General features: G+C 66.0%; 21 protein-coding genes. 10 read left to right on the top strand and 11 right to left on the bottom strand.

The window, feature by feature from the left end; translation table 11 throughout:
* Nucleotides 1-57: 57 nt before the first annotated feature.
* The gene (locus tag ACZYZ4_RS10805) at nucleotides 58-819 is read left to right on the top strand and encodes an isoprenyl transferase (RefSeq protein WP_111906528.1); all 762 of its coding nucleotides are present in this window, start codon (nucleotides 58-60) and stop codon (nucleotides 817-819) included.
* Nucleotides 820-1,056: 237 nt separating this feature from the next.
* A complete protein-coding gene (phoH2, locus tag ACZYZ4_RS10800; RefSeq protein ID WP_463860716.1) occupies nucleotides 1,057-2,487 on the top strand; it encodes an RNA 5'-3' helicase PhoH2 in 1,431 nt (476 codons plus the stop codon).
* Nucleotides 2,488-2,658: 171 nt separating this feature from the next.
* Here the strand turns inward: phoH2 and ACZYZ4_RS10795 are convergent, their stop codons facing one another.
* Both ACZYZ4_RS10795 and ACZYZ4_RS10790 read right to left on the bottom strand, forming a co-directional pair.
* Nucleotides 2,659-3,306, bottom strand: coding sequence for a GNAT family N-acetyltransferase (locus ACZYZ4_RS10795; protein ID WP_463860714.1), 648 nt, complete (start codon nucleotides 3,304-3,306; stop codon nucleotides 2,659-2,661).
* Nucleotides 3,307-3,377: 71 nt separating this feature from the next.
* Nucleotides 3,378-4,172, bottom strand: a complete 795-nt coding sequence (locus ACZYZ4_RS10790; protein ID WP_463860712.1) for a hypothetical protein — start codon at nucleotides 4,170-4,172, stop codon at nucleotides 3,378-3,380.
* 59 nt (nucleotides 4,173-4,231) lie between these two features.
* Here ACZYZ4_RS10790 and ACZYZ4_RS10785 point away from each other — a divergent pair, with 59 nt between their 5' ends.
* Nucleotides 4,232-4,789, top strand: a complete 558-nt coding sequence (locus ACZYZ4_RS10785; protein ID WP_463860710.1) for a prepilin peptidase — start codon at nucleotides 4,232-4,234, stop codon at nucleotides 4,787-4,789.
* Nucleotides 4,790-5,020: 231 nt separating this feature from the next.
* On the opposite strand, the gene ACZYZ4_RS10780 is transcribed toward ACZYZ4_RS10785, so the two are convergent.
* The 3 genes from ACZYZ4_RS10780 to ACZYZ4_RS10770 form a co-directional block, all read right to left on the bottom strand.
* Nucleotides 5,021-6,442 (bottom strand): class II fumarate hydratase, encoded by a 1,422-nt coding sequence (locus tag ACZYZ4_RS10780; RefSeq protein ID WP_463860708.1) that lies wholly within the window; start codon nucleotides 6,440-6,442, stop codon nucleotides 5,021-5,023.
* Between the two features lie 76 nt (nucleotides 6,443-6,518).
* Nucleotides 6,519-7,133, bottom strand: coding sequence for a carbonic anhydrase (locus ACZYZ4_RS10775; RefSeq protein WP_463860706.1), 615 nt, complete (start codon nucleotides 7,131-7,133; stop codon nucleotides 6,519-6,521).
* Nucleotides 7,134-7,142: 9 nt separating this feature from the next.
* The gene (locus ACZYZ4_RS10770; RefSeq protein ID WP_463860704.1) at nucleotides 7,143-7,823 is read right to left on the bottom strand and encodes a DUF4245 domain-containing protein; all 681 of its coding nucleotides are present in this window, start codon (nucleotides 7,821-7,823) and stop codon (nucleotides 7,143-7,145) included.
* A gap of 219 nt (nucleotides 7,824-8,042) precedes the next feature.
* On the opposite strand from ACZYZ4_RS10770, the gene glpX reads away from it, so the two are divergent.
* From glpX to ACZYZ4_RS10755, 3 genes are all read left to right on the top strand, one after another.
* A complete protein-coding gene (gene glpX / locus ACZYZ4_RS10765) occupies nucleotides 8,043-9,065 on the top strand; it encodes a class II fructose-bisphosphatase (RefSeq protein WP_181037131.1) in 1,023 nt (340 codons plus the stop codon).
* A gap of 302 nt (nucleotides 9,066-9,367) precedes the next feature.
* Nucleotides 9,368-9,679 (top strand): hypothetical protein, encoded by a 312-nt coding sequence (locus ACZYZ4_RS10760; RefSeq protein ID WP_463860702.1) that lies wholly within the window; start codon nucleotides 9,368-9,370, stop codon nucleotides 9,677-9,679.
* A gap of 35 nt (nucleotides 9,680-9,714) precedes the next feature.
* Complete coding sequence (locus ACZYZ4_RS10755; protein ID WP_463860700.1) at nucleotides 9,715-10,041, top strand: putative endonuclease domain-containing protein; 327 nt, start codon at nucleotides 9,715-9,717, stop codon at nucleotides 10,039-10,041.
* A 59-nt stretch (nucleotides 10,042-10,100) separates the two neighbouring features.
* On the opposite strand, the gene ACZYZ4_RS10750 is transcribed toward ACZYZ4_RS10755, so the two are convergent.
* From ACZYZ4_RS10750 to ACZYZ4_RS10730, 5 genes are all read right to left on the bottom strand, one after another.
* A complete protein-coding gene (locus ACZYZ4_RS10750; RefSeq protein ID WP_463860698.1) occupies nucleotides 10,101-11,075 on the bottom strand; it encodes a lipid II:glycine glycyltransferase FemX in 975 nt (324 codons plus the stop codon).
* 3 nt (nucleotides 11,076-11,078) lie between these two features.
* Nucleotides 11,079-12,329 carry a mannose-6-phosphate isomerase, class I gene (gene manA, locus ACZYZ4_RS10745; RefSeq protein ID WP_463860696.1) on the bottom strand — a complete coding sequence of 417 codons (1,251 nt, stop codon included), beginning with the start codon at nucleotides 12,327-12,329 and terminating at the stop codon, nucleotides 11,079-11,081.
* Between the two features lie 87 nt (nucleotides 12,330-12,416).
* Nucleotides 12,417-14,066, bottom strand: coding sequence for an LCP family protein (locus ACZYZ4_RS10740; protein ID WP_463860694.1), 1,650 nt, complete (start codon nucleotides 14,064-14,066; stop codon nucleotides 12,417-12,419).
* 10 nt (nucleotides 14,067-14,076) lie between these two features.
* Complete coding sequence (gene purE / locus ACZYZ4_RS10735; RefSeq protein ID WP_463860692.1) at nucleotides 14,077-14,658, bottom strand: 5-(carboxyamino)imidazole ribonucleotide mutase; 582 nt, start codon at nucleotides 14,656-14,658, stop codon at nucleotides 14,077-14,079.
* Nucleotides 14,655-15,851, bottom strand: a complete 1,197-nt coding sequence (locus ACZYZ4_RS10730; protein ID WP_463860690.1) for a 5-(carboxyamino)imidazole ribonucleotide synthase — start codon at nucleotides 15,849-15,851, stop codon at nucleotides 14,655-14,657. The genes purE and ACZYZ4_RS10730 overlap by 4 nt, the downstream gene beginning before the upstream one ends.
* Before the next feature lie 173 nt (nucleotides 15,852-16,024).
* Here ACZYZ4_RS10730 and ACZYZ4_RS10725 point away from each other — a divergent pair, with 173 nt between their 5' ends.
* The gene (locus ACZYZ4_RS10725) at nucleotides 16,025-16,606 is read left to right on the top strand and encodes a GtrA family protein (protein WP_463860688.1); all 582 of its coding nucleotides are present in this window, start codon (nucleotides 16,025-16,027) and stop codon (nucleotides 16,604-16,606) included.
* Between the two features lie 26 nt (nucleotides 16,607-16,632).
* Here ACZYZ4_RS10725 and ACZYZ4_RS10720 read toward each other — a convergent pair whose 3' ends face one another.
* The gene (locus ACZYZ4_RS10720) at nucleotides 16,633-17,331 is read right to left on the bottom strand and encodes a TIGR03089 family protein (RefSeq protein ID WP_463860686.1); all 699 of its coding nucleotides are present in this window, start codon (nucleotides 17,329-17,331) and stop codon (nucleotides 16,633-16,635) included.
* Nucleotides 17,332-17,741: 410 nt separating this feature from the next.
* On the opposite strand from ACZYZ4_RS10720, the gene ACZYZ4_RS10715 reads away from it, so the two are divergent.
* Genes ACZYZ4_RS10715 through ACZYZ4_RS10705 form a run of 3 tightly spaced genes read left to right on the top strand, consistent with a single transcriptional unit; the run spans nucleotide 17,742 to nucleotide 23,234 of the window.
* A complete protein-coding gene (locus tag ACZYZ4_RS10715; RefSeq protein WP_463860684.1) occupies nucleotides 17,742-18,287 on the top strand; it encodes a WhiB family transcriptional regulator in 546 nt (181 codons plus the stop codon).
* Between the two features lie 29 nt (nucleotides 18,288-18,316).
* The gene (locus tag ACZYZ4_RS10710) at nucleotides 18,317-21,649 is read left to right on the top strand and encodes a glycosyltransferase family 2 protein (RefSeq protein ID WP_463860682.1); all 3,333 of its coding nucleotides are present in this window, start codon (nucleotides 18,317-18,319) and stop codon (nucleotides 21,647-21,649) included.
* Nucleotides 21,642-23,234, top strand: coding sequence for a DUF5719 family protein (locus ACZYZ4_RS10705; RefSeq protein WP_463860681.1), 1,593 nt, complete (start codon nucleotides 21,642-21,644; stop codon nucleotides 23,232-23,234). The genes ACZYZ4_RS10710 and ACZYZ4_RS10705 overlap by 8 nt, the downstream gene beginning before the upstream one ends.
* Nucleotide 23,235: the final 1 nt, after the last annotated feature.

Below are 23,235 nucleotides of genomic sequence, written 5' to 3'. Positions count from 1 at the left end.
GGTAGCCTAGGATGTGCAATGCCGTCGAACAGCAACGGAAGTCAGGTGAGTCTCCTCGTGGAATTGCGCGGGTTCCTTTATGGCTTCTACGAGAGGCGGCTGCTCAGCGAGCTTGCCGGCGGCCGCATTCCCAAGCACATCGGCGTGATGGTGGACGGCAACCGCCGCTGGGCCAAGCAGTTCAATGCACCCACCAGCCAGGGCCACCAGGCCGGCGCGGACAAGATCCATGAATTCCTCGGCTGGTGCCAGGAGCTTGGGGTTAAGGTGGTCACGCTGTACATGCTGTCCACGGACAACATGAGCCGGTCCAGCGAGGAGCTGGATCTTCTGATGGGGATCATTGCCAACACCCTGGACCGCCTGGACGAAGACGCCAACATCTCGGTCAACGCCATGGGCGCCCCCGAGCTCCTGCCCGACTACCTGGCGGAGCGGCTCAACAAGCTCACGGCCCGCACGCCGGTACGCGAGAAGATCCACGTCAACGTTGCGGTGGGCTACGGCGGACGCCGCGAGATCGTCGACGCCGTGCGGGAGCTGCTTCACGATGCCGTCGCCAAGGGCTCTGACATTTCGGCGCTCGCTGACACGCTGTCCGTGGACGATATTTCCCGTTTCCTGTACACGCGCGGCCAGCCGGATCCGGACCTGGTGATCAGGACCTCCGGGGAGCAGCGCCTGTCCGGCTTCCTGATGTGGCAGAGCGCCTACAGCGAGTTCTACTTCTGCGAGGCCTTGTGGCCCGCCTTCCGTAAAGTGGACTTCCTCCGCGCCCTTCGCGACTACGCAGGCAGACAGCGGCGCTTCGGCACCTGATCGCCGCCGTTCACGCGGAATTCACACAGCGGCAACAGGAATCGCCGACGGATGAAACTGGAAATTAGTTGCTGTGGATTTACGTTGTAGCTATCAGCAGGCAAAACCGCCGGCTGATCGGGGAGGCCAGTACATGGAGCGATGTTTCGCACCGGTTGTATGGGAGGCCGAGCCCGGCCTCCAGGCCGAGCCGCCTCACCAATAACAATTCCGGGCTTGCCCGGGGCTGGAGTCGATGTGGCTATTTCTGAGCAACTGCCCGAGGCCATTTTTAACCAGGGACAGAAAGCTACCTCTCGCACCACGCGAGCTACCTCAAAAACCGGTGCAGCAGACGAAAATTCTGCGGCCGGTTTTGCTGTCTCCGGAAGGGACGCCACCATCAGCAGCTTCGTCATTGACACCTCCGTCTTGCTCTCGGATCCACAGGCGCTGCTGCGCTTCGCCGAGCACGAAGTCATTGTTCCCATCGTCGTCATCACCGAACTTGAGGGGAAACGGCACGACCCCGAGCTGGGCTACTTTGCCCGCAAGGCGCTCCGGCTGCTCGATGACCTCCGGGTGAAACACGGCGGCCTGAGCCGGCCTATCCCCATCGGCGACGAGGGCGGCACCCTACTGGTGGAGTTGAACCACATTTCCGCCGAGGTGCTTCCGCTAGGTTTCCGCAGCGGCGACAACGACAGCCGCATCCTTGCCGTGGCCAAGAACCTAGCCAATGAAGGCCGGAACGTCACGGTGGTTTCGAAGGATCTCCCCATGCGGGTTAAGGCCTCCGCCATGGGACTTACTGCCGACGAATACCGCAACGAGCTCGTGAAGGATTCGGGCTGGACCGGCGTCGCCGAGGTTGAAGCCAGCGAGGCCGAAATTTCCACCCTGTACGGCCACGAGCCTGTCTTCATCCCCGCAGCCGCGGAAATGCCCGTCAACACCGGGCTGGTGATCCTCTCCAATCGGGGCTCAGCCCTGGGCCGGGTGGGCGCCGACAAGCAGGTGCGGCTGGTCAAGGGGGACCGGGACGTGTTCGGGCTCCACGGACGGTCGGCGGAACAGCGCCTCGCCATCGACATGCTGATGGACCCCGCCGTCGGAATCGTTTCGGTCGGCGGACGGGCCGGTACCGGCAAATCCGCGCTGGCCCTGTGTGCCGGCCTGGAAGCGGTGCTGGAACGCCGCGAGCACCGCAAGGTGATCGTCTTCCGCCCGCTATACGCGGTGGGTGGACAGGAACTTGGCTATCTGCCCGGCTCCGAGTCGGAAAAGATGAACCCCTGGGCCCAGGCGGTCTTTGACACGCTCGGCGCCCTGGTCAGCCAGGAAGTCGTGGAAGAAGTCATGGACCGCGGCATGCTCGAGGTCATGCCGCTGACCCACATCCGCGGCCGCTCCCTGCACGACGCCTTCGTGATCGTTGATGAGGCCCAGTCACTCGAGAAGAACGTCCTCCTCACCGTGATGAGCCGCATCGGCCAGAACTCCAAGATCGTCCTGACCCACGACGTCGCCCAGCGCGACAACCTGCGCGTCGGCCGGCACGACGGTATCGCCGCCGTCGTCGAAACCCTGAAAGGACACCCCCTCTTCGGCCACATCACCCTCACCCGCTCCGAAAGGTCCCCCATCGCAGCCCTGGTAACAGAGCTCCTCGAGGGCGCCGAAATCTAGCCGATACGGTGTGTGCGCCGGTCACCCTTCCTCTGCGTGCTGGCTCCTACGTCGCCTCTGGCGCACGCTGCCGGAAGGCTGACCGAGGCACATGTCGGGCCGCGGTCCTTCTCGTAGGAGTCGCGTCTAGGCGACGGAGAAGGGCCGGGACCCGGCGGGCCTAGCCACGAGCTACGGAGCGCCGAGGAACTTGGCTGCTGCTTCGTGGCCTTCTACATCCAGGGTCCAGTCGGGACGCTTGAAGGTTGCGGGGGTGAGGCGCACTTTTTGGACTTCCAGGGCCTCGCCGCCCCAGGACTGCCTGTTCGTGCCGTTGAGTTCGTAGCCGAGGGAGCGGGACACGCCCAGGGAGGCGGCGTTCCAAGCGGCGGCTTCGGATTCGGCCACCTCGGCGCCGAGCCAGTCGAACGCGTAAAGCGCGACGGCGGCTCGCATCTCAGTGCCGAGCCCTTGGCCGTGGTGGGACTGCTTGAGCCATGAGCCGGTACTGACGGTTTTGAGGGTGGCAAAGTCCTTGGCCCCGATGTCCTGGCAGCCGATGAATTCGTCCTGGTACCAGATGCCCAGGAGCAGGGTCCAGTCCTCAGGTGTGGCCTGACCACGGCAGCGCCAGTACCATTGCGCCATGTTGTGCCCTAAAGTTTCCGCCGGCAGTTCCGTCCAAGGGGTGCTGAAGGGGTTCCGGCCGGGTTCGTGGACTCCGCCCGCGGCCGCTGCAACTGCGGCGGGAATGTCAGCGTCGGCGATGGGACGCAGCACCAGGCGGGGTGTGGTCAGCTCGAGGCCGAAGAGAGGCCAGATGGAAGTCAGCGCGGTCATCAGGGAAGCCTAGCCCAAGGCGGGCCACGGCGCCTGTCAACCGCCTGTGATGGCCGTTGGAGGACCGGTGATCAGGCGCGGATGTCCCAGCTGATGTGGCGGCGGACGTCCGTGAGGTTCATGGACTCGGCCACGAACAGGTCGTCCAGCATGTATTCGTCCACCGCGAGGATCCGGATCCAGTGCCCATTATCCGGGGTTGCCTTTTCCAGTGACTGGCTGGCGACGCAGACGCCGGTTTCCAGGTCGATCCGCATCCGGCTGCTGCCCGGCAGGCAGAGCGGAGCGGCAGTATCCGTTGGATGGTAGGACGCGGTAGGCGTCACGGTTGCCTCCAGCGCCGGCCGGCCATTGTGATCCACGCGGCGAACGGCGTCGACCTCCACGGCATTGGTGCCCGGGAACTCGATGGGGACCGGGGCACTCCCGGCGAGCTCCACGGGATCAAGGGCAGCCGAGAAGCGGCCGTTCCCGAAACCCGGCTCGCCGTAAGCTGCCTCCGGCCGGCGCCTGACCAGGCCGCCGTCGTCGTAAACGGGCGCCACCAGATGGGGCGGCAGCAGCCAGGACTTCCGGGTGGCGCTGACATACAGACCGTCCTTGGAATCGTTGATTCCGGTGGTGCTGTGGAGGACAAGCCGGTCAGTGGTTTCCAGGCGGAGCGCACCGGGTCGGCGCAGCCAGGCGCGGACCAGGGGAACAGACGGGTCCGGTACGTCGGTGAATGGTTCATCCCAGTATTCAAAGCGCAGGGACTGCCACTTCCAGGGGGAAGACCGGCAAAGGTTCCGGAACATGGTGCTCAGGTCTGCAGCGGCGGCGCTGCCCTCCGGATCCGGCCGGCGCCTGGTGTCCCATGTCGACATATCCACAGTTTACGCGTGGGCTCTGCGGTGCGGCGCGCGAATCCAGTAGCATCCGAGGGGTGATCCGACGACTCGATGGACTGTGGGATGCCACCCCGCTGGCGTTCTGGCTGGTGCTGGCCGCATGTGCCTACTTTTTTGTTATGGCAGTCCGCCTGACGGTTATTGACGTGCGCCATCATCTGCTGCCCAACCGGATTGTTTTCCCCTCCTACGGCGTGGCCGGGGTCCTGTTGCTGGCGGCGGCCTTGGTGCACGTGATTGCCGGTCCTGCCGCGCTCCTGGGGTCACCTGACGGTGCTGCCGAGCTCCTGGGGATCCCGGCGCTGCGCATCCTGGCCGGGGGAGCGGTTCTGTGGGCCTTCTATTTTGTCCTGCGGATGGTTTACCCGCCCGGCATGGGTTTTGGCGACGTGAAGCTGGCCGGCGTCCTGGGGATGTACCTTGGCTATCTTGGCTGGGAGCACGTCTTTGCGGGGACCTTCGCGGCTTTCCTGCTGGGTGGCCTCTGGTCCATGGCCCTGCTGGCCGCCCGCCGCGGCACCTTAAAATCCTCCATCCCCTTCGGCCCGTTTATGCTCGCCGGCGCCGCTGCCGCCATGCTGCTGCCGGCTTAGCGCGAGCGGACGCTTGCGGCCCCGGTCCGCAGGCGCCACGAAACAACAGGGGGCGCCGCACCCCCAAGATCGCGGCGTGGTCTACGAAGAATCCGCCGAGCAGCGGGCCGGCCACGGCGGAGAGACCGAAGATGGCGTCCGGGGCGCCACGTACGACGGCGGCCGGCGCCTTCCGGGGGGAAGGTGCCGGCCGCCGTCGTACTGTGTCGTTGAGTGCGTTGGTGCTGGGGGCTATGCCTTGTGCGGCGGGCGCGTCATGGACATAACGTCCAGCGCGGTATCCAGCTGCTCTTCGGTGACCTCGCCGCGTTCCAGGAAGCCCATGGCCACGACGGTTTCACGGATGGTGAGGCCCTCGGCCACGGCCTTTTTGGCGATCTTTGCCGCGTTTTCGTAGCCGATGTACTTGTTCAGCGGCGTCACGATCGAGGGGGACGCCTCGGCCAGGAAGCGGGCGCGCTCCACGTTCGCAGTGATGCCGTCGATCATCTTGTCCGCCATGACCCGGCTGGTGTTCGCCAGCAGGCGGATGGACTCGAGCAGGTTGGCGGCCATCACGGGGATGCCGACGTTGAGCTCGAAGGCGCCGTTGGTGCCGGACCAGGCGATGGCGGTGTCGTTGCCGATGACCTGGGCGCAGACCATGATGGACGCCTCGCAGATGACGGGGTTGACCTTGCCCGGCATGATCGAGGAGCCCGGCTGCAGGTCCGGGATGGCGATTTCGCCGAGGCCGGTGTTGGGGCCGGAGCCCATCCAGCGGAGGTCGTTGTTGATCTTCATGAAGGAGATCGCGATGTTGCGCAGCTGGCTGGAGCCTTCGATGAGGCCGTCGCGGTTGGCTTGGGCCTCGAAGTGGTTGCGGGCCTCGGTCAGCGGCAGGCCGGTGTCCGTGGCGAGCAGTTCGATGACACGCTCCGGGAAGCCTGCAGGGGTGTTGATGCCGGTGCCCACCGCGGTGCCGCCGAGAGGAACTTCGGCGACGCGGGGGAGGGCGGCGTTGATGCGTTCGATGCCGTAACGGACCTGGGCTGCGTAGCCGCCGAACTCCTGGCCGAGGGTCACCGGGGTGGCGTCCATAAGGTGGGTGCGGCCGGACTTGACGACGTCCTTGAACTCCACGGCCTTGCGCTCCAGCGACTCGGCCAGGTAGCCGAGCGCCGGGATCAGGTCGTTGATCAGGGCCGAGGTGGCGGCAACGTGGACCGAGGTGGGGAAGACGTCGTTGGAGGACTGCGATGCGTTGACGTGGTCGTTCGGGTGGACCACCTTGTCGCTGCCGGCGGCCTTGAGGGCGCGGGTGGCCAGCTCGGCGATGACCTCGTTGGTGTTCATGTTCGAGGACGTGCCGGAGCCGGTCTGGAAAACGTCGATGGGGAAGTCGCCGTCGTACTTGCCAGCAGCAACCTCATCGGCAGCCGCTGCAATCGCCTTGGCCAGCTCGCCGTCGAGCACTCCGAGTTCTGCGTTGGCCTGGGCGGCCGCCTTCTTGACCCGGGCGAGCGCCTCGATGTGCGCGCGTTCCAGGGTCTTGCCGGAGATGGGGAAGTTTTCAACTGCACGCTGCGTCTGTGCACGGTACAGGGCGTTCACAGGGACGCGGACTTCGCCCATCGTGTCGTGTTCAATGCGGAATTCTTCAGTGGAAGTCATGGGGCTAGCTTAGGGCGATCGGGGGCCCGGACTAAAACCGTGAACCGCATGCTACGGGCACTGATTCGGGCTGGGCCTAGACGTTACCGATCCCGGAAACCACGTTGACGCGGCCCTCGGCGAGGCTGTAGGAGAGGCCGATCACCGCGGCGCGGCCGTTCTCGATTGCGGCGGAAATCACACGGGAGCTGTCCACAAGGCGCTGGGACGTCTGCTTGACGTGCTCCACGACCATGTCGTTGATCTCGTGCTCGCCGTTCCGCATGGACGTCAGCACCGAGGGCGTGATGCGCTCCACCAGGTCCCGCATAAAGCCCACCGGCATGTTGCCGGTGTCCACTGCGGACTTGGTGGCACTGACGGCACCGCAGCTGTCATGCCCCAGCACCACGATCAGGGGCACCCCCAGCACACTGATGCTGTACTCGAGGGAGCCCAATACGGCGTCGTCAATCACCTGGCCGGCGGTGCGCACCACAAAGGCGTCCCCCAGGCCAAGGTCGAAGATGATCTCCGCGGCGAGCCGGGAGTCCGAGCAGCCGAAGATCACGGCAAACGGGTGCTGGTTTTCCACCAGCGACGACCGGCGGGACGCGTCCTGGTTCGGGTGCGACGATTCGCCGGCAACAAAGCGTTCGTTGCCTTCGCGCATGCGGCGCCAGGCAAGGGCAGGGGTCAGGTAAGTAGCCACGGGCTTACTTTACGGGGCGGTGCTGGCTGACGGCGAAACTGTGACGGCCGGATTGGCTTCCATGGACTGCACGACGGCGGCGGCGAGTTCGGCGAATTCGTCCAGCTGCGCGCTTCCGGTCAGGACAACGGTGGTTCCGCGGTAATTCAGCACCATGCTCTTCTCGCCTTTGCCGGTGTCACGCAGCTCCCACTCCTGGCCGCCCGCCGCGCGCGTTCCCGTTACGGGAGCGCTCTTGGTCTGCTGGACGAGCCAGGTCGGGTTGGGCTGGCGGGTCTGGACCAGGCCGATGAAGGACTCGTTCGGGGTCAAGTAGCCAACTTCCCAGGTGGGAACGCCGCTGCCGCTGCCCGACTCCCATCGTGCGTAGTTGGACGTGAATGACTTGCCGGCGTCCGGTGTTACGGGTGTGAATCCCGCCACATCCGCGGCGTGCCGGGCCACGTCGCTGACATCGATGTCCGGGCGGAATCCGTCGCTCTTGGGGAGGGGATTCATCAGGATGATGGGCAGGAAGGCCGCGATGCTGACCACCAAGGCAATGATCATGCCGACCACTGAGGCATTGGCGCGTTTTGCCGCGGCGGCCGGGATCACCGGGCGGACGGGGGCTGGTTCGGCCGGCCCTGCGCTGCCGCCTTTGGCTCCGGAGTCGGAGGGGTCGGGCCCAGGGCTGGTCTTTTCCTGCATTTCACTCACCTCTCTATAGTCGCCCATGTTTGGGCGCAACTCACAGTCGGGGGAGTGCGGGAGGCTCAAGGTCCATGTTGCGGGACTGCGTCATGCCACGCCGCGAGGGCGCCGCCACGACTATGATCAATACCAGAGGAATCACCGCACCGGCTGAATCCGGCCGAGCGGGTCCAATGATCGTCACTCGAAGAAGAGGTTCACGTGTCACCAGCGCCTATGACCCAGCAGTACTCCACGATTTCCCCCTCCCTGGCCGTGGGCATCGACGAGCCAGACCGCAACCTCGCCCTCGAGCTTGTCCGCGTCACCGAGGCCGCGGCCATCGCCGGCGGCCACTGGGTTGGTTTCGGCGACAAGAACAAGGCCGACGGCGCGGCCGTCGACGCCATGCGCTCCTTCCTTCACACGGTCCACTTCAACGGCGTTGTGGTCATCGGCGAAGGCGAAAAAGACGAAGCCCCCATGCTGTTCAACGGCGAACATGTTGGCGACGGGACCGGACCCGAGTGCGACGTTGCCGTGGACCCGATCGACGGCACCCGCCTGACCGCTCTCGGCATCAACAACGCCCTGGCAGTCCTCGCCGTGGCTGAGCGCGGCTCCATGTTCGATCCGTCCGCCGTGTTCTACATGGAGAAGCTCGTCACCGGCCCGGAAGCAGCCGACATGGTAGACCTCCGCCTGCCGGTCAAGCAGAACCTGCACCTGATCGCCAAGGCGAAGGGCGTGAAGGTCAACCAGCTCAACGTCATGATCCTTGACCGCGACCGCCACCGCCCCCTGGTCGAAGAGATCCGCGAGGCCGGTGCGCGCACCAAATTCATCATGGACGGCGACGTTGCCGGCGCGATTGCCGCAGCCCGCTCCGGCACCGGCGTTGACGCCCTCATGGGCATCGGCGGCACGCCGGAAGGCATCGTCGCAGCCTGCGCCATCAAGTCCCTCGGCGGCGTCATTCAGGGCCGGCTGTGGCCCACGAGCGACGACGAGAAGCAGAAGGCCATCGACGCCGGCCACGACCTGGACCGAGTGCTGTCCACCAATGACCTCGTGTCCAGCGACAACTGCTACTTCGCCGCTACCGGCATCACCGACGGCGACCTCCTGAAGGGCGTCCGCTACTCCAAGGACAAGGTCCTCACCCAGTCCATCGTGATGCGGTCCAAGTCCGGCACCATCCGCTTTGTTGACGGCGAGCACCAGGCCAGCAAGTGGGAAGGCTACGCCCGTAAGAACTAGCAGGTTCTTCACCCGCGTACTCCTGCGCGAACTGGCAGCTATTGACCCCGAATCCCTGATTTGGCGTCATCAGCTGCCAGTTCGCGTTTCAGCTCGTAACTCAGCCTGTGGATAACGAAAACCGCAGGCTGAAATCGGTCCACAATGGAGCATGTCCCGGACGCCAATGCCTCCTCAGCTCCCGCACGGATCATTTCTTGTTGCCGATGCAGAGGCCCTGGGCCTCACTCGGAGACAGCTGAGCAGGGAGGGTATATTCACGCCCTCGCGCGGCATCAGACTGCCGCTGGGCAGCACCGGAAGTGTCGCAGAAACATCCGCGCCTACAAGCCGCGCAGGAGGAACGTTGTGGGTCACAACTGCCGTTCAAGTCCGGCGAGGTCATATCGTTCGACGGCGTTCGGCTCACGTCACCTGCTCGTACCTGGCTCGACCTGGCCACAATGCTGAACCTCAACGACCTTGTCGCGGCCAGCGACTCCATTGTCGTCAGCCATGGAGATGACTTCCCGATGCCACGGAAGCCGCTGGCAACTGTTGCCGACCTGAGGCACATGGTGGGTCAGCATCCGGGAATGCGCGGGGTGAAAACGGCGCGGTTAGCCTGGATCTGATCCGGGTTGGAGCGGACTCGGCACCCGAAAGCCTGATGCGGCTGGCACTGGTGCAGGCGGGACTTGCCGAACCGACATCGAATGTTGTCCTCCGCAACGGGCTGGGTCACCCTGTGGTCTGGCCGGACGCTGCCTATCCAGATTATCGGATCGCTCTGCAATATGACGGCGCGCATCACAGTGATCGTGATCAGTACCGCCGCGATATCAAGCGGCAGGGCCTGACTGAAAGTCTGGGCTGGCGTGAAAGCCGTGTCCAGAAGAGTGACCTGGAGGGGGAACGGCCCTTCGTCGTCGAGAAGGTGCGGGCGGTCCTGAGCGGTTCGTCGGCCAGGACGGGGCGGGAACGAGTGGGCAGCTGATGACCCCAAACAGCGAATTTTAGCGTATTAGCTGCCCGTTCGCACGGGGGTGAGGGGGCTTAACTGTCCGTTTGCGCCGGGGGTGTGGAGGGGGAGCGGAGGGCACGGAGCCTGTCGCGCAGCTTGCGGGCCAGCTGGTAGGCGTTGTACCGGAGCTTCTTCACGGGGAGGTCCCAGGTGCCGGGGTACGCCACCTCGTGGCCGCCGAAGGACTTCTTGAACGCGGTGAAACCTGCCCATTTATGGTCGGGCTGGTCCGCGGGCGCAACACCCCACAGGTCCACGTGTTTGAGGCCCCGGTCCTTGGCGTCCGCCATGAGCGACACCAGGAGGGGGATGCCGGCGCTGAGCTTGCGGTGTGTGTCATCCAGGGCTGCGTGGGCGTAGGTCCGGGTGTCTGCGGAATCGTAGGCCAGGGCCGCAGCGATGGGACCGCCGTGGAGTTCGGCGATGAACAGTGTCGCGGCTCCCGCTGGCATAAGGGAGGCTGCCACCTGGGTCAGGTACTCGTCGCTCTGCGGCTTGAATCCGTTCCGCCGGGCCGTCATGTGCAGGAAGTCCAGCAGGATACCGATGTCGTCCGGATCCTGCGACGCCCGGAAGGTGACGCCCTTCTTGTGGATGTTCCGGTAGAGGTTCCGGTTCACGGGTTTCATCGCGGCCAGGACGTCCTTGAAGTCGCCGTCGAGGTCCACGATCCAGCTGAGTTCAGGCTGCTGGTTCACCGGCGCCGGCTGCAGGCCGCGCCTGCTGAGCTCCGCGGCGGCCGGCATCGCCAGGCCGGCGGACACCGGCTCGATCCGGACAAACACAGCCCCGCACGACCGGGCAGTGGCCACCAGGGCGGCCAGGGCGGCGTCGAACGCGGCCGCGGACGATGCCACCGGTCCATAGGGGGCGTAGAGGACCTTGCCGGCCGGGTTTTTCTCCTCCACGGCCAGGAAACTCCAGCCCGGGCCGGACTGCTGATGGACGGTGCGGCCCAGGGACGACTGGACGTCCGCCCAGGCGGGCGTCTGCAGGAAGTAGTGCACGGCTCAGGCCTTCAGGGACGTGGTCACGGCGAAGGCAACAGCCGGTTCGCTGGCACCGGCCACCGGGTGGACGTTGACCGGGGCTTCGGCGGCGGGCAAAAAAGCGCTGCCGCCGCGGGCCAGGTGCAGGTCGCCCTTGGGCGAATCGAGATACACCGATCCGGCAACGACAATGACGACGACGGCGCCTGCCTGGGCCAGCGGGACTGGCTCCGCGCCGGGTGCCAGTTCGATCCGTTGAAGCTGGAACTCCCGGAAGGGCGGCTGGTAGAGCTCCTGGCCAAGGCCGGAGAATTCCGGCGTGAGCATCGGCACCGTCACCGGCTGGAACTCGATGGTCCGCAGCAGCTCCGGCACATCGACGTATTTCGGAGTCAGCCCGCCGCGGAGCACGTTGTCCGAGGACGCCATGACTTCGACACCCATGCCGTGCAGGTACGCGTGCACGTTGCCGGCGGGGAGGTAGACAGCTTCGCCGGGGGCCAGCGAAATCCTGTTCAGGAGCAGCGAAATCAGAACGCCCGGATCGCCCGGGTACTTCTCGTTGAGGCTGATGACTGTGGACAGTTCCGCCTGGAACGGTGCCAGCGGAGCGCCGGAGATCAGGGCGGCCGCCACCATCGCTGTGGTGTGGGAGACGTCTTCGCCGCCCTTGATCAGCCGCTCGAAGGCGCTCCTGAGTCCCGCGCCCTCGTCTTGGTTTTCCAGGACCTTGAGCAGCTCCACCAGCAGGGGCGGGATCCCGGTTTCCACCAGGCCGAAGCAGGCGGCGAGGTGGAGCAGAATCTTCCGGGTTGCAGCCGGCGCCCGGAACCCGCACAAGGCTTCGAAGGGCGTCAGCGCGAAGATCATTTCTGGCTTGTGGTTGTCATCGCGGTAGTGGCGGTGGTCGGCGTCGGGCGCAATGAATCCAGCATTTTCCCGGGCGAATCCTGCTTTGGCCTGTTCGATGCTGGGATGGACCTGGAGCGACAACGGCAGGGCGGCAGCAAGGATCTTGGCCAGGAACGGGAGCCGCGGGCCAAACTCGGCCACAGATTCGCTGCCCAGGAAATGCTCCGGATCTTCGGCAATCAGGGCATCCAGCGCTGCCACGGAGCCGTCCGCCCGGCGGGCCATTGACGGGGCGCCCGGGTGGGCGCCGATCCAGAGTTCGGCTTCCGGACGGCCGGACTCGGGGCGTCCCAGCAGCCCGGCGATGGCCGTTGTGGATCCCCAGGCGTAGTCGCGGAGGACGTTTTCAATTTCGTACACAGCCGGTGTCCATTCTTGGTCTTCAGGTCTACGTAGTCGTGCAGTCAGGTGCTGCGGCCGGGTTTTCCGGCCGACGGCGCAGCGGGCCTAGAGCGGCGCGCATTGGCCGTTAGTGGCTACCAATTCACGCAGCGCCTGCTCGTTACCTTCGCTCTTGAGCTGGTTCAGCATCGCTTCGGTGATCGGCTCGCCGTCGGGCGTTGTGGTCACCGGAGTGAAGTCCGACGACGGCGGGGCAGTCTGCGCGCCGGTTCCACCGGCTGCCAGGAACGCAGCCATGGGCGCCTGTGCGGACGCCTGCAGCCGTCCGCCGGCCGTGGCGGGCTCAACGGGGCCGTCGACGGGCGCGGCAGCCTGCGGTGCCGATGCTGAGGCCAGCAGCTGGTCCACCTTGTCGTGGATGGCGTCAAAGTCGGGCACGGTGGAGAAGGAAGCGTCAAAATCGGGCGGCCCGATGGTCAGCCGTTTGACCTCCTGGCCCTTGGCCTTCATGGCGAGATCCACGAAACTGCCCAGCTGGGAGGAAGAGATGTTTGAGTCCACAACCTTGGTACCCGCACTGGCGATGTCCTCAAACTTTGCGAGCAGGGTTGCCGGGTCCAGCTGCTTGAGCATGGCCTGCTGGACGCACTGCTGCCGCTGGATCCGGGCGTAGTCGTCGACGAATTCGCGGGAGCGTCCATACCAGAGCGCGTGATAGCCATCGAGGTGCTGGTCACCGGCGGCGATCCACCCAAGCGGCATGCCGTGGATGCCGTTGGCTTCGTCGATCATCTCCCCGCTCATGGGCACCCAGCCGCCGGCCTTGATCCGGATTCCACCCATGGCATCGATCAGTTTGGCGAAGCCGTCCATGTCCACCAGCACGTAGGCCTGGACCGTGATCCCGAGGGTTCCCGACACTGCTTCAAGGGTGGCCTGGGCGCCGGGGTCGGCGACACCAGGGTACAGGTCCGCGTGTTCGTTGGTCACTTCGGTGTTGATGGCGTTGATGAGACACGCGTCGCCGCAATCGTAGCCGTCCGGGTAGAGCTGGCGCATGGGCGAACCTTCGCTGAACTGGGCGTTCTGCAGGTTGCGGGGCACGGAGATGATGGCTGTCTGGCCGGTCTTGGCGTCCACGCTGAGTACGGACAGGCTGTCCGGGCGCCTGCCAGTGCGGTCGTCGCCGGCGTCACCGCCCATCATCAGGAAGTTGTAGCGGCCGTCCACGGGATCGATCGATGGTCCCGCCGCGAAGATGCTGCCTATGGCGTTGCGGCCCACGTTCAGCAGGTACGCGGCATACCCAAGGGTGCCGCTGCTCAGCACCAGGGCAAGGACCAAGGCGATGCCGACGGCAGGACGCGCCGCCGGTGCCAGCAGGACGGGGCGGATCAGCCGGAGCGTGTTGATGAACAGGAACGCCCACCCCAGCGCCAGAGCCACCAGGACCAGGATGATCACCAGCGATGCAAACTGATTGGTGATGATGTTGATCAGGAGCGACCGGTTCAGGGCCAGCAGCAGCAGGGTGACCGCCAGCAAAGCCCAGGCGCTCAGGGTGACGCGCAGGGCAATACGGCCGAGCTTGCGGTCGCCGGCCACAATTTGGGCGCTGCCGGGCACCAGAAGGGTCATCAGGACCAGGGCAAAGCCCCGTTTGGTCCGGACGGGTGCGGAGGCGCTGGACGGATACCGGACTGGATCAGTCATGACCGTGCCGGTTGCTGGCTGCTGCGGTTCGCTTCTGGACATGTCCGGTTCCTTAACGGCTGCCCCGGAGAACACCATTGCCGTCGGCGAAGACTTCGCTGACTTTCTGCCTGAGGTTGGCTCCCTTGCGGGTGGCGACGTCGTTGAGTTCCTGGGCGAAGTCCAGGAGATCGGCGCGAAGCGCGGCTGCCAGCTCGTCCGTACCCGACGCGAGGATCCGGACTGCAAGCAGGCCTGCGTTCCGGGCGCCGGCAATGGACACGGTGGCTACGGGAACGCCGGCCGGCATTTGCACGATGGAGAGGAGGGAATCCATGCCGTCCAGGGTCTTCAGCGGGACGGGGACGCCAATGACGGGCAGGGGCGTCACGCTCGCCAGCATGCCGGGAAGGTGGGCAGCTCCGCCGGCGCCCGCGATGATGACCCGCAGCCCGCGCTCGTGGGCGGTCTGGCCGTACCGGATCATTTCGGTGGGCATCCGGTGAGCGGAGACCACATCGGCTTCAAAGGGGATGCCGAACTCAGCCAATGCATCCGCGGCGGCCTCCATGACCGGCCAATCCGAGTCTGAGCCCATGACCAGCCCAACGATGGGACGGGGGCCGGCACTGCCGGTGGTGGTTTCGGTGGTCATGCGTTCTCCTCGGAAATCCGTGCTGATTCTTCGGTGGGAACCCGGCCGTCGCGGATGATGGCCGCTACCCGGGTTGCGCGTTGGCGGACCGAGTCCACGTCATCCGTGGAGGTCCCTACCAGGTTGACATGGCCAATCTTGCGTCCGGGACGCACTGACTTGCCGTAGCAGTGGATCTTGGCGGCCGGCTCGCTGGCTAGGGCGGCCGGGTAGGCGGAAAACAGATCCTGGTTGTCGCCGCCGAGGAAGTTCTTCATGACCACCACTGGGCCCAGGATGTCGGTGGCACCCAGCGGCAGGTCCAGGACTGCCCGCAGGTGCTGCTCAAACTGGCTGGTAACCGAACCGTCTTGGGTCCAGTGGCCGGTGTTGTGGGGACGCATGGCGAGTTCGTTGATAAGGAAGCCGACGCCGGAGCCCGGCGTTTCAAAGAGTTCCGCCGCCATCACTCCGGTGACGCCCAGTTCCGTGGCGACGCGCAGTGCCGCGTCTTCCGCGGCCGCGGCGACCTCGAGGGGGATGTCCAGGGCAGGGGCAATGACTTCGTCGCAGACGCCGTCCACCTGGATGGTGTGCACTACCGGCCAGGCCCTTGCTTCGCCGCCCGGGGTCCGCGCCACCAGCGCGGACAGTTCGCGGCTGAACTCAACTTTGGCTTCGGCGAGGAGCGGGCTCATGGCCTCGAACCACGGAGCAGCCTCTTCGGCACCGTCGGCGGAGTCGATGATCCGGACGCCCTTGCCGTCGTAGCCGCCGCGGGGCATCTTGAGGACAACGGGCCAGCCGGTTTCTTCGCCGAACCTGACGAGCGCTGCGACGTCAGCGACGGCAGCCCAGGTGGGGTTTGGCAGCCCCAGGCTGTCAATGGCCGCCCTCATCACCAGTTTGTCCTGGGCATTGATCATGGCGTCCGGACCGGGCTGGACATTCACACCGGCGGCCAAAAGCGCGCGGAGGTGGTCCGTGGGGACGTGTTCGTGGTCGAAGGTCATGACATCCAGGCCGTCCGCGAAGTCGAGGAGTGTCTGGAGGTCCTTGTAGTCACCCACAGGTGAAGTGGATACAGCCGACACGGCTGAAACGTCCGCCGCCTCAGCCAGGACACGGAGTTCAAAGCCAAGGGCGGTAGCGGCCGGGGCCATCATGCGCGCGAGTTGGCCGCCGCCAACCACGCCGATTACTGGAAAAGTCACATGTGCCAGCCTACAGAAAAGCTCACCGGATCCGGGCTTTGGGACGCCGAGGGGCCAGCTTTTCGGGTATTTTCCCCACCACTCTGGTACTCCGCGTGGGCCGGTACACCGATTTCGGGTCTAAAATAGACCTCTGGCCGTGTGGCCCATTGAACGGACGGCCATGGAGGGTCATGTTTAGCGCACTTGCAGATCGTATCCGGGGGCTCGCCTCGCTATTTTGGCGTGAAGTGGCCAAGTTCGGAGCCGTGGGCGGTGTGGCCTTCGTCATTGACTCGGCAGTCTTCATCTGGCTGTTCACCGGACCGATGCACGGCAGCGAGGTCTGGGCCAAGGCCTTGGCAACCATCGTGGCAAGCATCTTCTCGTGGGTTGCCAACCGTTACTGGACGTTCCGTCACCGCAAGCAGGCCAATGTGGCCCGCGAGGCCGCTCTCTTCGCCGTTATGAACCTGGTGGGACTCCTGATCGCCTCAGGTTGCGTCTGGTTCGCGAAGTACGTCCTGGACCTGAACGACAAACCCTCACTCTTTATTGCAGGCAGCGTGGTGGGACTGGTCCTGGGCACCATCTTCCGCTTCTTCGCCTACCGGTTCTGGGTCTTCAACGAAGAGCTGGACCAGGAGCCGGAGTTCTCACACGACCACGAGCTCATCGAGCGGCACCATCATGAGAAGGCGTCTGCTGCTGCTCCTGCCGTCCGGAGCGGGGAACAGCCGGACGTCGACCCAACGGACAGTCGCCGGCATCTCTAACCGGCGGCAGCCCTAACGCAGGAGCGTTACTTGCCGTGGATGCGTTCCGCGGCCAACAGCTTGTCCGTCAGTTCCACATCGGGGTGCGCCAGCACCACTGAACCACCGTTGTGCCACGCCCCGAGAGAGTTCGCCAGCGCCGGGGCCAGCCCTTCCGCGGCCGGGACCAGGAGCCTGACCCCTTCCTCGTGCGACGCAGCGAAACCAGTGATCAGGCTTTCGTGGGCGTGCTGCTGGCCGTCTCCGGCCCGAACGGCACAGCCGACCGACGAAGGGTCCGTGTGCGCCATAAAGACGTCACCATGGGAGCGCACCTCGGCGGCGTAGTCGACGATTCCGGCAGGCAGGTCACCGGGCCACCGCATCGCCAGGGCCGGCAGCGCGACGGCGATAACGGCGTCGTACTTTCCCTCAACGGTTCCGGGCCGGTCGGTGACGAGGAGCTCCGCCTCCCCGCCGTCGAGGACTGTTTCCATGCCCAGCTGCCAGGCGGCCAGTGCCCAGATCATTGACTTCCAGTGGGCAGGCAGGTCAAGGTTCAGCCGCATGCCGGGCTCGGCGTCGAGTTCGTCCTGCAGCAGGTTGCTGGTTTTTGCCACCCAGTTGTCCAGCACGCGACCGGAGAGTTCCACGCGCTCGGAGTCCGGGCCGTACCAGGTCAGGCGGGGCGACGTGGCCTGGCCGGAACGCAGGGTGGTCATCAGATTTATCGCCGGGATACTCATGGCTTTATCTTGTCACGGACCCGGTGGAGCGTCCTTGGGGAAGCCTTCCGGGGAGTCCCTCAAAGGGCCCAGCTGGGCCCGGGCGGTGCTGTGATGTTACTCACAGGAGTTTGTCATCTTATTTGTCTTATTCGGGCTGCGCCTGTATTTATGGCCGGTATTTAGCGGAAACGGGATTTTTTGGACGCCGATGCGGACCGCTGGACGTCCGGCGCGGCGAGCCTTCGGGAAACTCCCGGGCGTGGCGTGCCAGCGATTGGCCCGGAAAGTTGATTATTATCCCGTCGCCGGCTTGACTCCCCACTAGTTACACACGTGTAATTAGATATTGAAAGTCGCTGCATAAATTCAGGCACACAACCGAGTGTCCAAGGATCCAGGCAGGGACTGCAACTTTCAGGAGGGTCGCCGTGGGGCAAGCAGAGCGTATCCATGAAGATGCCGTCGTCGCCGGCCAGGCAACGGCTAAATACCGCGCACGGGGGGTACCGAGCGACTGGTATGTGGATCCTGCCGATCCTGACGCCGCGGACCGCTATAACCGCAGTACCAAAGACTCCCTCCAGGACCAGGCCACAGCCTTCCTGGCGGCGCACGAAGCACTCCTTGACGGCGGACACGACCAGGACGATGATGACCTGGATCCGCCCATGGAACTGCGCACCCCGGTGCAGGGGACAAGCACCCAGCCGGTGTGGATCGGACTGCCGTTCCGGCAGGACTTCGACGACGAAGGCGAACTCGGCTGGCAGACTGATGCATTGTGCGCGCAAACGGATCCGGAAGCTTTCTTTCCGGAGAAGGGCGGATCCACGCGCGACGCCAAGAAGGTCTGCGGTGCATGCAATGTGCGGTCGCAGTGCCTGGAATACGCGTTGGCAAACGACGAACGGTTCGGCATTTGGGGTGGCCTTTCCGAGCGCGAGCGCCGGCGGCTAAGGAAGCGAGCAATCTAATTCTTCAGGAAGTACACGTCACTGCCGTTGTGGTGTCCCACAACGGCAGTGCCTATCTCCCCAGAACCCTGGCTGCCCTCGCGGACCAGACCCGGCCCGCGGACTCCCTCATCGGAGTGGACACTGGATCGCGCGATGACTCCGCCGTCCTCCTGGAACGGGCCTTCGGCGCAACCAATGTGAGCACCTTCCCGCAAGGCAAGAGCGGCATGGGCGGCGCCGTACGCGCCGGGCTCAAATCTCACGCACCCTGGGGAGGGCAGTCCCAGCACGCCGCCACAGAGTGGGTCTGGCTGCTGCACGACGATGCGGCCCCGGCCCCGGAGGCCCTGGCCGAACTCCTGAGCGCCGTGGAACGAGCACCATCCGTGACGGTGGCCGGCTGCAAGCAACTGGACTGGCACACCGAACGCCGGCTGGTCGACGTCGGACTCTCCACCAGCCGCTGGGCCGAGCGGCTTACCCTGATCGATGCCGACGAACTGGACCAGGGTCAGTACAACGGCCGCACTGACACTTTTGCGGTGAACTCGGCCGGCATGCTGGTCCGCCGGGATATCTGGGAGCTCCTGGAGGGGTTCGACCCCGCGCTGCCGGGCACCGGGGACGACGTCGACTTCTGCTGGCGCAACCGCCTCGCCGGGCACCGTGTGGTGGTAGTTCCCACTGCGCGGATGTTCCACGTAGCCCACCGGCCCCATGCCCAGGGAAATGCCTCCGCGGCGCGGAAAGCCCAGGTCCATCTGCGCCTCAAGCACGCCCCGCTCTGGAAGGTGCCTTTCCATGCAGCCGGTGCGCTGCTGGGCAGCATCTTCAAACTCGTGCTCAGCATTGCAGTCAAGGATCCCGGGCACGGTTTCTCCCAGCTTGTCGCGACGTTCGCTGCCCTGGCCCGGCCCGGTGCCGTGGCAAAGGCCCGCCGGACGGCGGTAAACAGCCGGCGGATCCGGCGTTCCGTCATCAAGAAGCTGCAGACGCCCCGGCGTGAAGTCTGGAACCACCGCCGTTCCCTGATGGAGGCCCTGGGCGCCGATACTTCCACGGCCGACGGCCTGGTCCATGACCCACTGGCGGACCAGCCCACGGGGGACTCATCAGATGACTTCGCTGCGCTGACCACCAGCGAACGGGGTTGGGTGGGGACAGGCGCCCTCGCGGCCGTCATCATCGCGTCCGTGGCTTCCTTCACGGCGCTCAGCGGCCTGTTCCGGGCCGAAGCTGTTTCCGGCGGAGGCCTTATTCCGGTGTCCTCCACCCTTGGTGAAATCTGGCACCACGCCTCCAGCTGGTGGATCAGCCTGGGGGCAGGGCTTCCGGGCAGGGGAGACCCCTTCGGCTATGTGCTGTGGATCCTTGGCCTGCTCGGCGGGGGAGATGCCAACGCGGCCATGGCCTGGCTCCTGCTGCTCGCCGCTCCGATGTCCGGCCTGACGGCGTGGTTTGCGGCCGGGGGCCTGACCATCCGGCGCCGCTTCCGCCTCGTTGCCGCGCTCTTCTGGGCGGCCGCTCCAGCCTTGCAGATAGCACTGAACCAAGGCCGAGCGGGTGCCTTGGTGGCCCACGTCATGATTCCGCTGCTGGTCCTGGCCCTCTTGCGCGCCACCGGATCCGCTGTAGGCCACGGGCGGTTCATTGTCCCGTCCCCGGGTGACCGGCGTTTCACCGAAAAGCCGCCCGTACGGCCCGGGATCAACGGCATGCCGTCCTGGACCGCTGCCGCCGCCGCAGGGTTGACGCTGGGGGTTGTGACCGCGTCGGCGCCTTCACTGCTCGTCCCGGCCGTTGTGGTTATCGTGCTGTGCGGGCTGATGCTTGGCCGTCGTGGCCGCACGGTGTGGTGGGCTCTGTTGCCCAGCGCCGCACTCTTTCTTCCCTTCGGCCTGTCCGTTATCGACAGGCCGCGGGCATTGCTGGCAGACCCGGGTGTTCCCCTGGGATTCGAGGCGGCCCCGCTGTGGCAACAGTTCCTGGGACAGCCGCTGCTGTTCTCCGCCGAGGGTGGCCTTTCCGGCCTTCCGTTCTTCAGCGGCCAGGTCATCCCGTGGGCACTCGTGCTCGCATTGCTGGTGGCCGTTCCCGTCCTGCTGCTTGCCGTTGCCGCCTTGTTCCTCCCGGGTAAGCGCAGCAGGACGGCACGTGTTCTCTGGGTGGCGGCACTGGTGGTCTTCGCCGGTGGCTGGCTGGCAGGCCACGTTGCCACCGGAGCGACTGCGGACACCCTGGTGACACCGTTCACCGGTCCGGCAGTCTCCGCCGCCGGGTTTGCCCTGCTCGGGGCTGCCCTGATTGGTGCCGAGCGGGTGCTTGATGCCGCGGACCGGGCAGCCTCGCCGAGCATTCGGCGCAACGTGGCCCTTCGCTCCGCGACGGCCCTTGCCATGGTGGTGCTGCTGGCCGGTCCGCTGGCCGGCATGGCGGTGTGGTCGGCGCAGAACCTGCTCCGGTCCACAGCCACAGCCCTCCCCGCCGAGGTGCCGGCCGGTCCTGCGCTGGGAACGCCGCGGCTGGTGGAGGCAGACAGTGCACGGACGCTCCCCGCCACCGCAATAGACAGGGGCACCGGGCCGGAGCAGACGCGCACGCTGCTGATCAGCACGCAGGAGAACGGTGCCTTTGACGCGGCCCTGATGCGCGGCGCCGGGACCACCCTGGACAGCATGTCAGCGATTGCCTCCGCCCGGAACATTTTGGGCGCTCCCGGCCAGGAGACGGTCAGGGACGACGACGACGTCACGGCGTCGATCCGCAGCGTGGTGGCCACGCTGGTGGCCGGACAGGGCGTGGATCCCAGGCCCGAGCTTGAGCGCCTCGGCGCCGGGTTCGTGGTGCTGCGCTCGGCAGACACCGCCGCCCAGCTCACGGCCAGCAGGATGGACGCCGTGCCGGGGCTCGTTGCCGTCGGACAAACGGATGTCGGCTGGCTTTGGCGGATTACGCCGCTGAACCAGCCTGTGCTGCAGCCCGCCGACGTTGCCCATCGTGTCAGGATTGTGGACGGTGCCGGCGCCACGGTGGCACTGGTGCCCTCCAAAAACGACGACGTCGACACCGCCGTCGCCGAGGGACCGGAAGGGCGGCTGGTGGTGCTCGCCGAACGGGCGGATCCGGGATGGAGCGCCTGGTTCGACGGGCGGAACCTCACTGCAACGACGTCCGGCTCGGCCCAGGCCTTCACCTTGCCGGCCTCTGCCGGACACCTGACCATCCGCTACGACGCCCCCTGGGCCCTGTGGTCCGGAATCGCACAGATCACGGTGATCGGACTCACTGTTATGCTCGCCATTCCCATGCCCGCGCGCCGGCCCAACACTGGACTGTCGAGGGACGAGGGATCTTTGCGTAAGGAACACCAGAATGCATAAGGACGCAGCCCGCAGGACCCCGCGCAAGCAGATGCTGGCGGGCCTGGTCTCGGCCGTGGCGATTGTGGCCGCGGCCGGTGCGGTACTCGCTGCCGCGTCGGTCGCTCCGCAGTCGGCGGGAAGCCGCAGCATCCCGGCCGTGCTGGCTGCTGTTCCCGCTGGCGCCAGCGCAGGGGTATGTCCTGGCCCGGCCCGCCTGCTCGAAGGGACTGAGGCGGGCACTGATCCCCAGTTCAGCCCCGAGTCCGCGACGGCGAAGAGCACTGTCACGGGCGCCGTCCTGAGCGCCCCCGGCGGTGTCCTTCCCGGCAGCAGGCTCGCCGCCCTTAACGGGACGCCCGCCGTCGAGATCGCCAAGGACGCCAACCAGCCCGGCCAGGGGTCAGGTCCACAGGACCTGACCGCCGGTGTCCTCGCCGGGCACAGCGTGGATAACGCCACCCTCCTGAGCGCCGACGCCGAGGCAGGCCAAAAGCCCTCAGCCGCCGGTGTTATGAAATTCACTGCCACGGACGGTGACCTGCAGGGCTCGGCGGCCGCCAATTGCCAGCCGCCCGCCAACGACTTCTGGCTCTCCGGTGCCAGCACCACAGTGGGCCGCACCTCCGTCCTTGTCCTCAGCAACGCCTCAAGCACACCTGCCACCGTCAGCCTGGAGCTCTTCGGTAGCAAGGGTCAGATCCAGGCCCCGGGCAGCAGGGGTCTGCTGGTCGCACCGGGAGGTACCCGCTCAATCGTCCTGGCCGGCCTGGCCCCTGGTGAAGCTCAGCTCACGGTCCATGTCCGGAGCGCGGGCGGTCCCGTGGCCGCGGCCATCCAGCAGAGTGTCCTGAGGGGACTGACGCCCGGCGGCGTCGACTTCATTGCTCCGGGGGCCGCTCCTGCCGCACGGCAGGTCATGACCGGCGTAGACATCCAGGACGCCGGCGCGATCTCCGCCCTCACGGGAAACAGCGGCTTCAACGACGCCGGCCCTGCGCTGGCCATCACGGTTCCGGGACCGTCGGACGCGGTAGTGGAGATCAAGCTCTTCGGCCGGGACGGCCAGAAAGCCCTCCCCGGCGGCGGCGTTGTCACGGCAAAAGCCGGGTCCGTCACCGAGATTTCGCTGGCTGGCGTCCCCGCCGGCCACTACACGGTGTCCACCAGTTCGGACGTGTCCTTTGTAGCTGCAACCCGGGTCACCCGGGGCGTCACGAACGAGAAGGCCTCGGACGTCGCCTGGGCTGCCTCCGGTGTTCGGCTGGGAAGCCAGCACGTGGTGACCGTGCCCCAGGGCGGTGACCGAATCCTCGTGTTCGGCGTCCTCGAGAACCGGGCCACAGTCTCCTACGCTGCCATTACCGCGGACGGCAAGATCCGCGCGGCCGCCACTGCCGACGTCGCCGGCGGCACCACAACATCCATCAAGGTCCCTGAGAAGGTGGAGGAGTCGGAGGTGGTGGCGTATGTTGTCTCCGCTTCTGGTGACGCTGCCTACGGAGCGCTGCTCCTGCAGCAGGAAGGCCGGGACGACGTCTCCACCGTGGCCTTCACGCCGGCCGCTTCAGGGCAGGAAAAGGTAGCGGTTTCGCTGGGATACTGAG

The organism is Pseudarthrobacter adonitolis (genome assembly GCF_055412845.1).
This window is presented reverse-complemented; position numbering and strand designations above follow the sequence as displayed.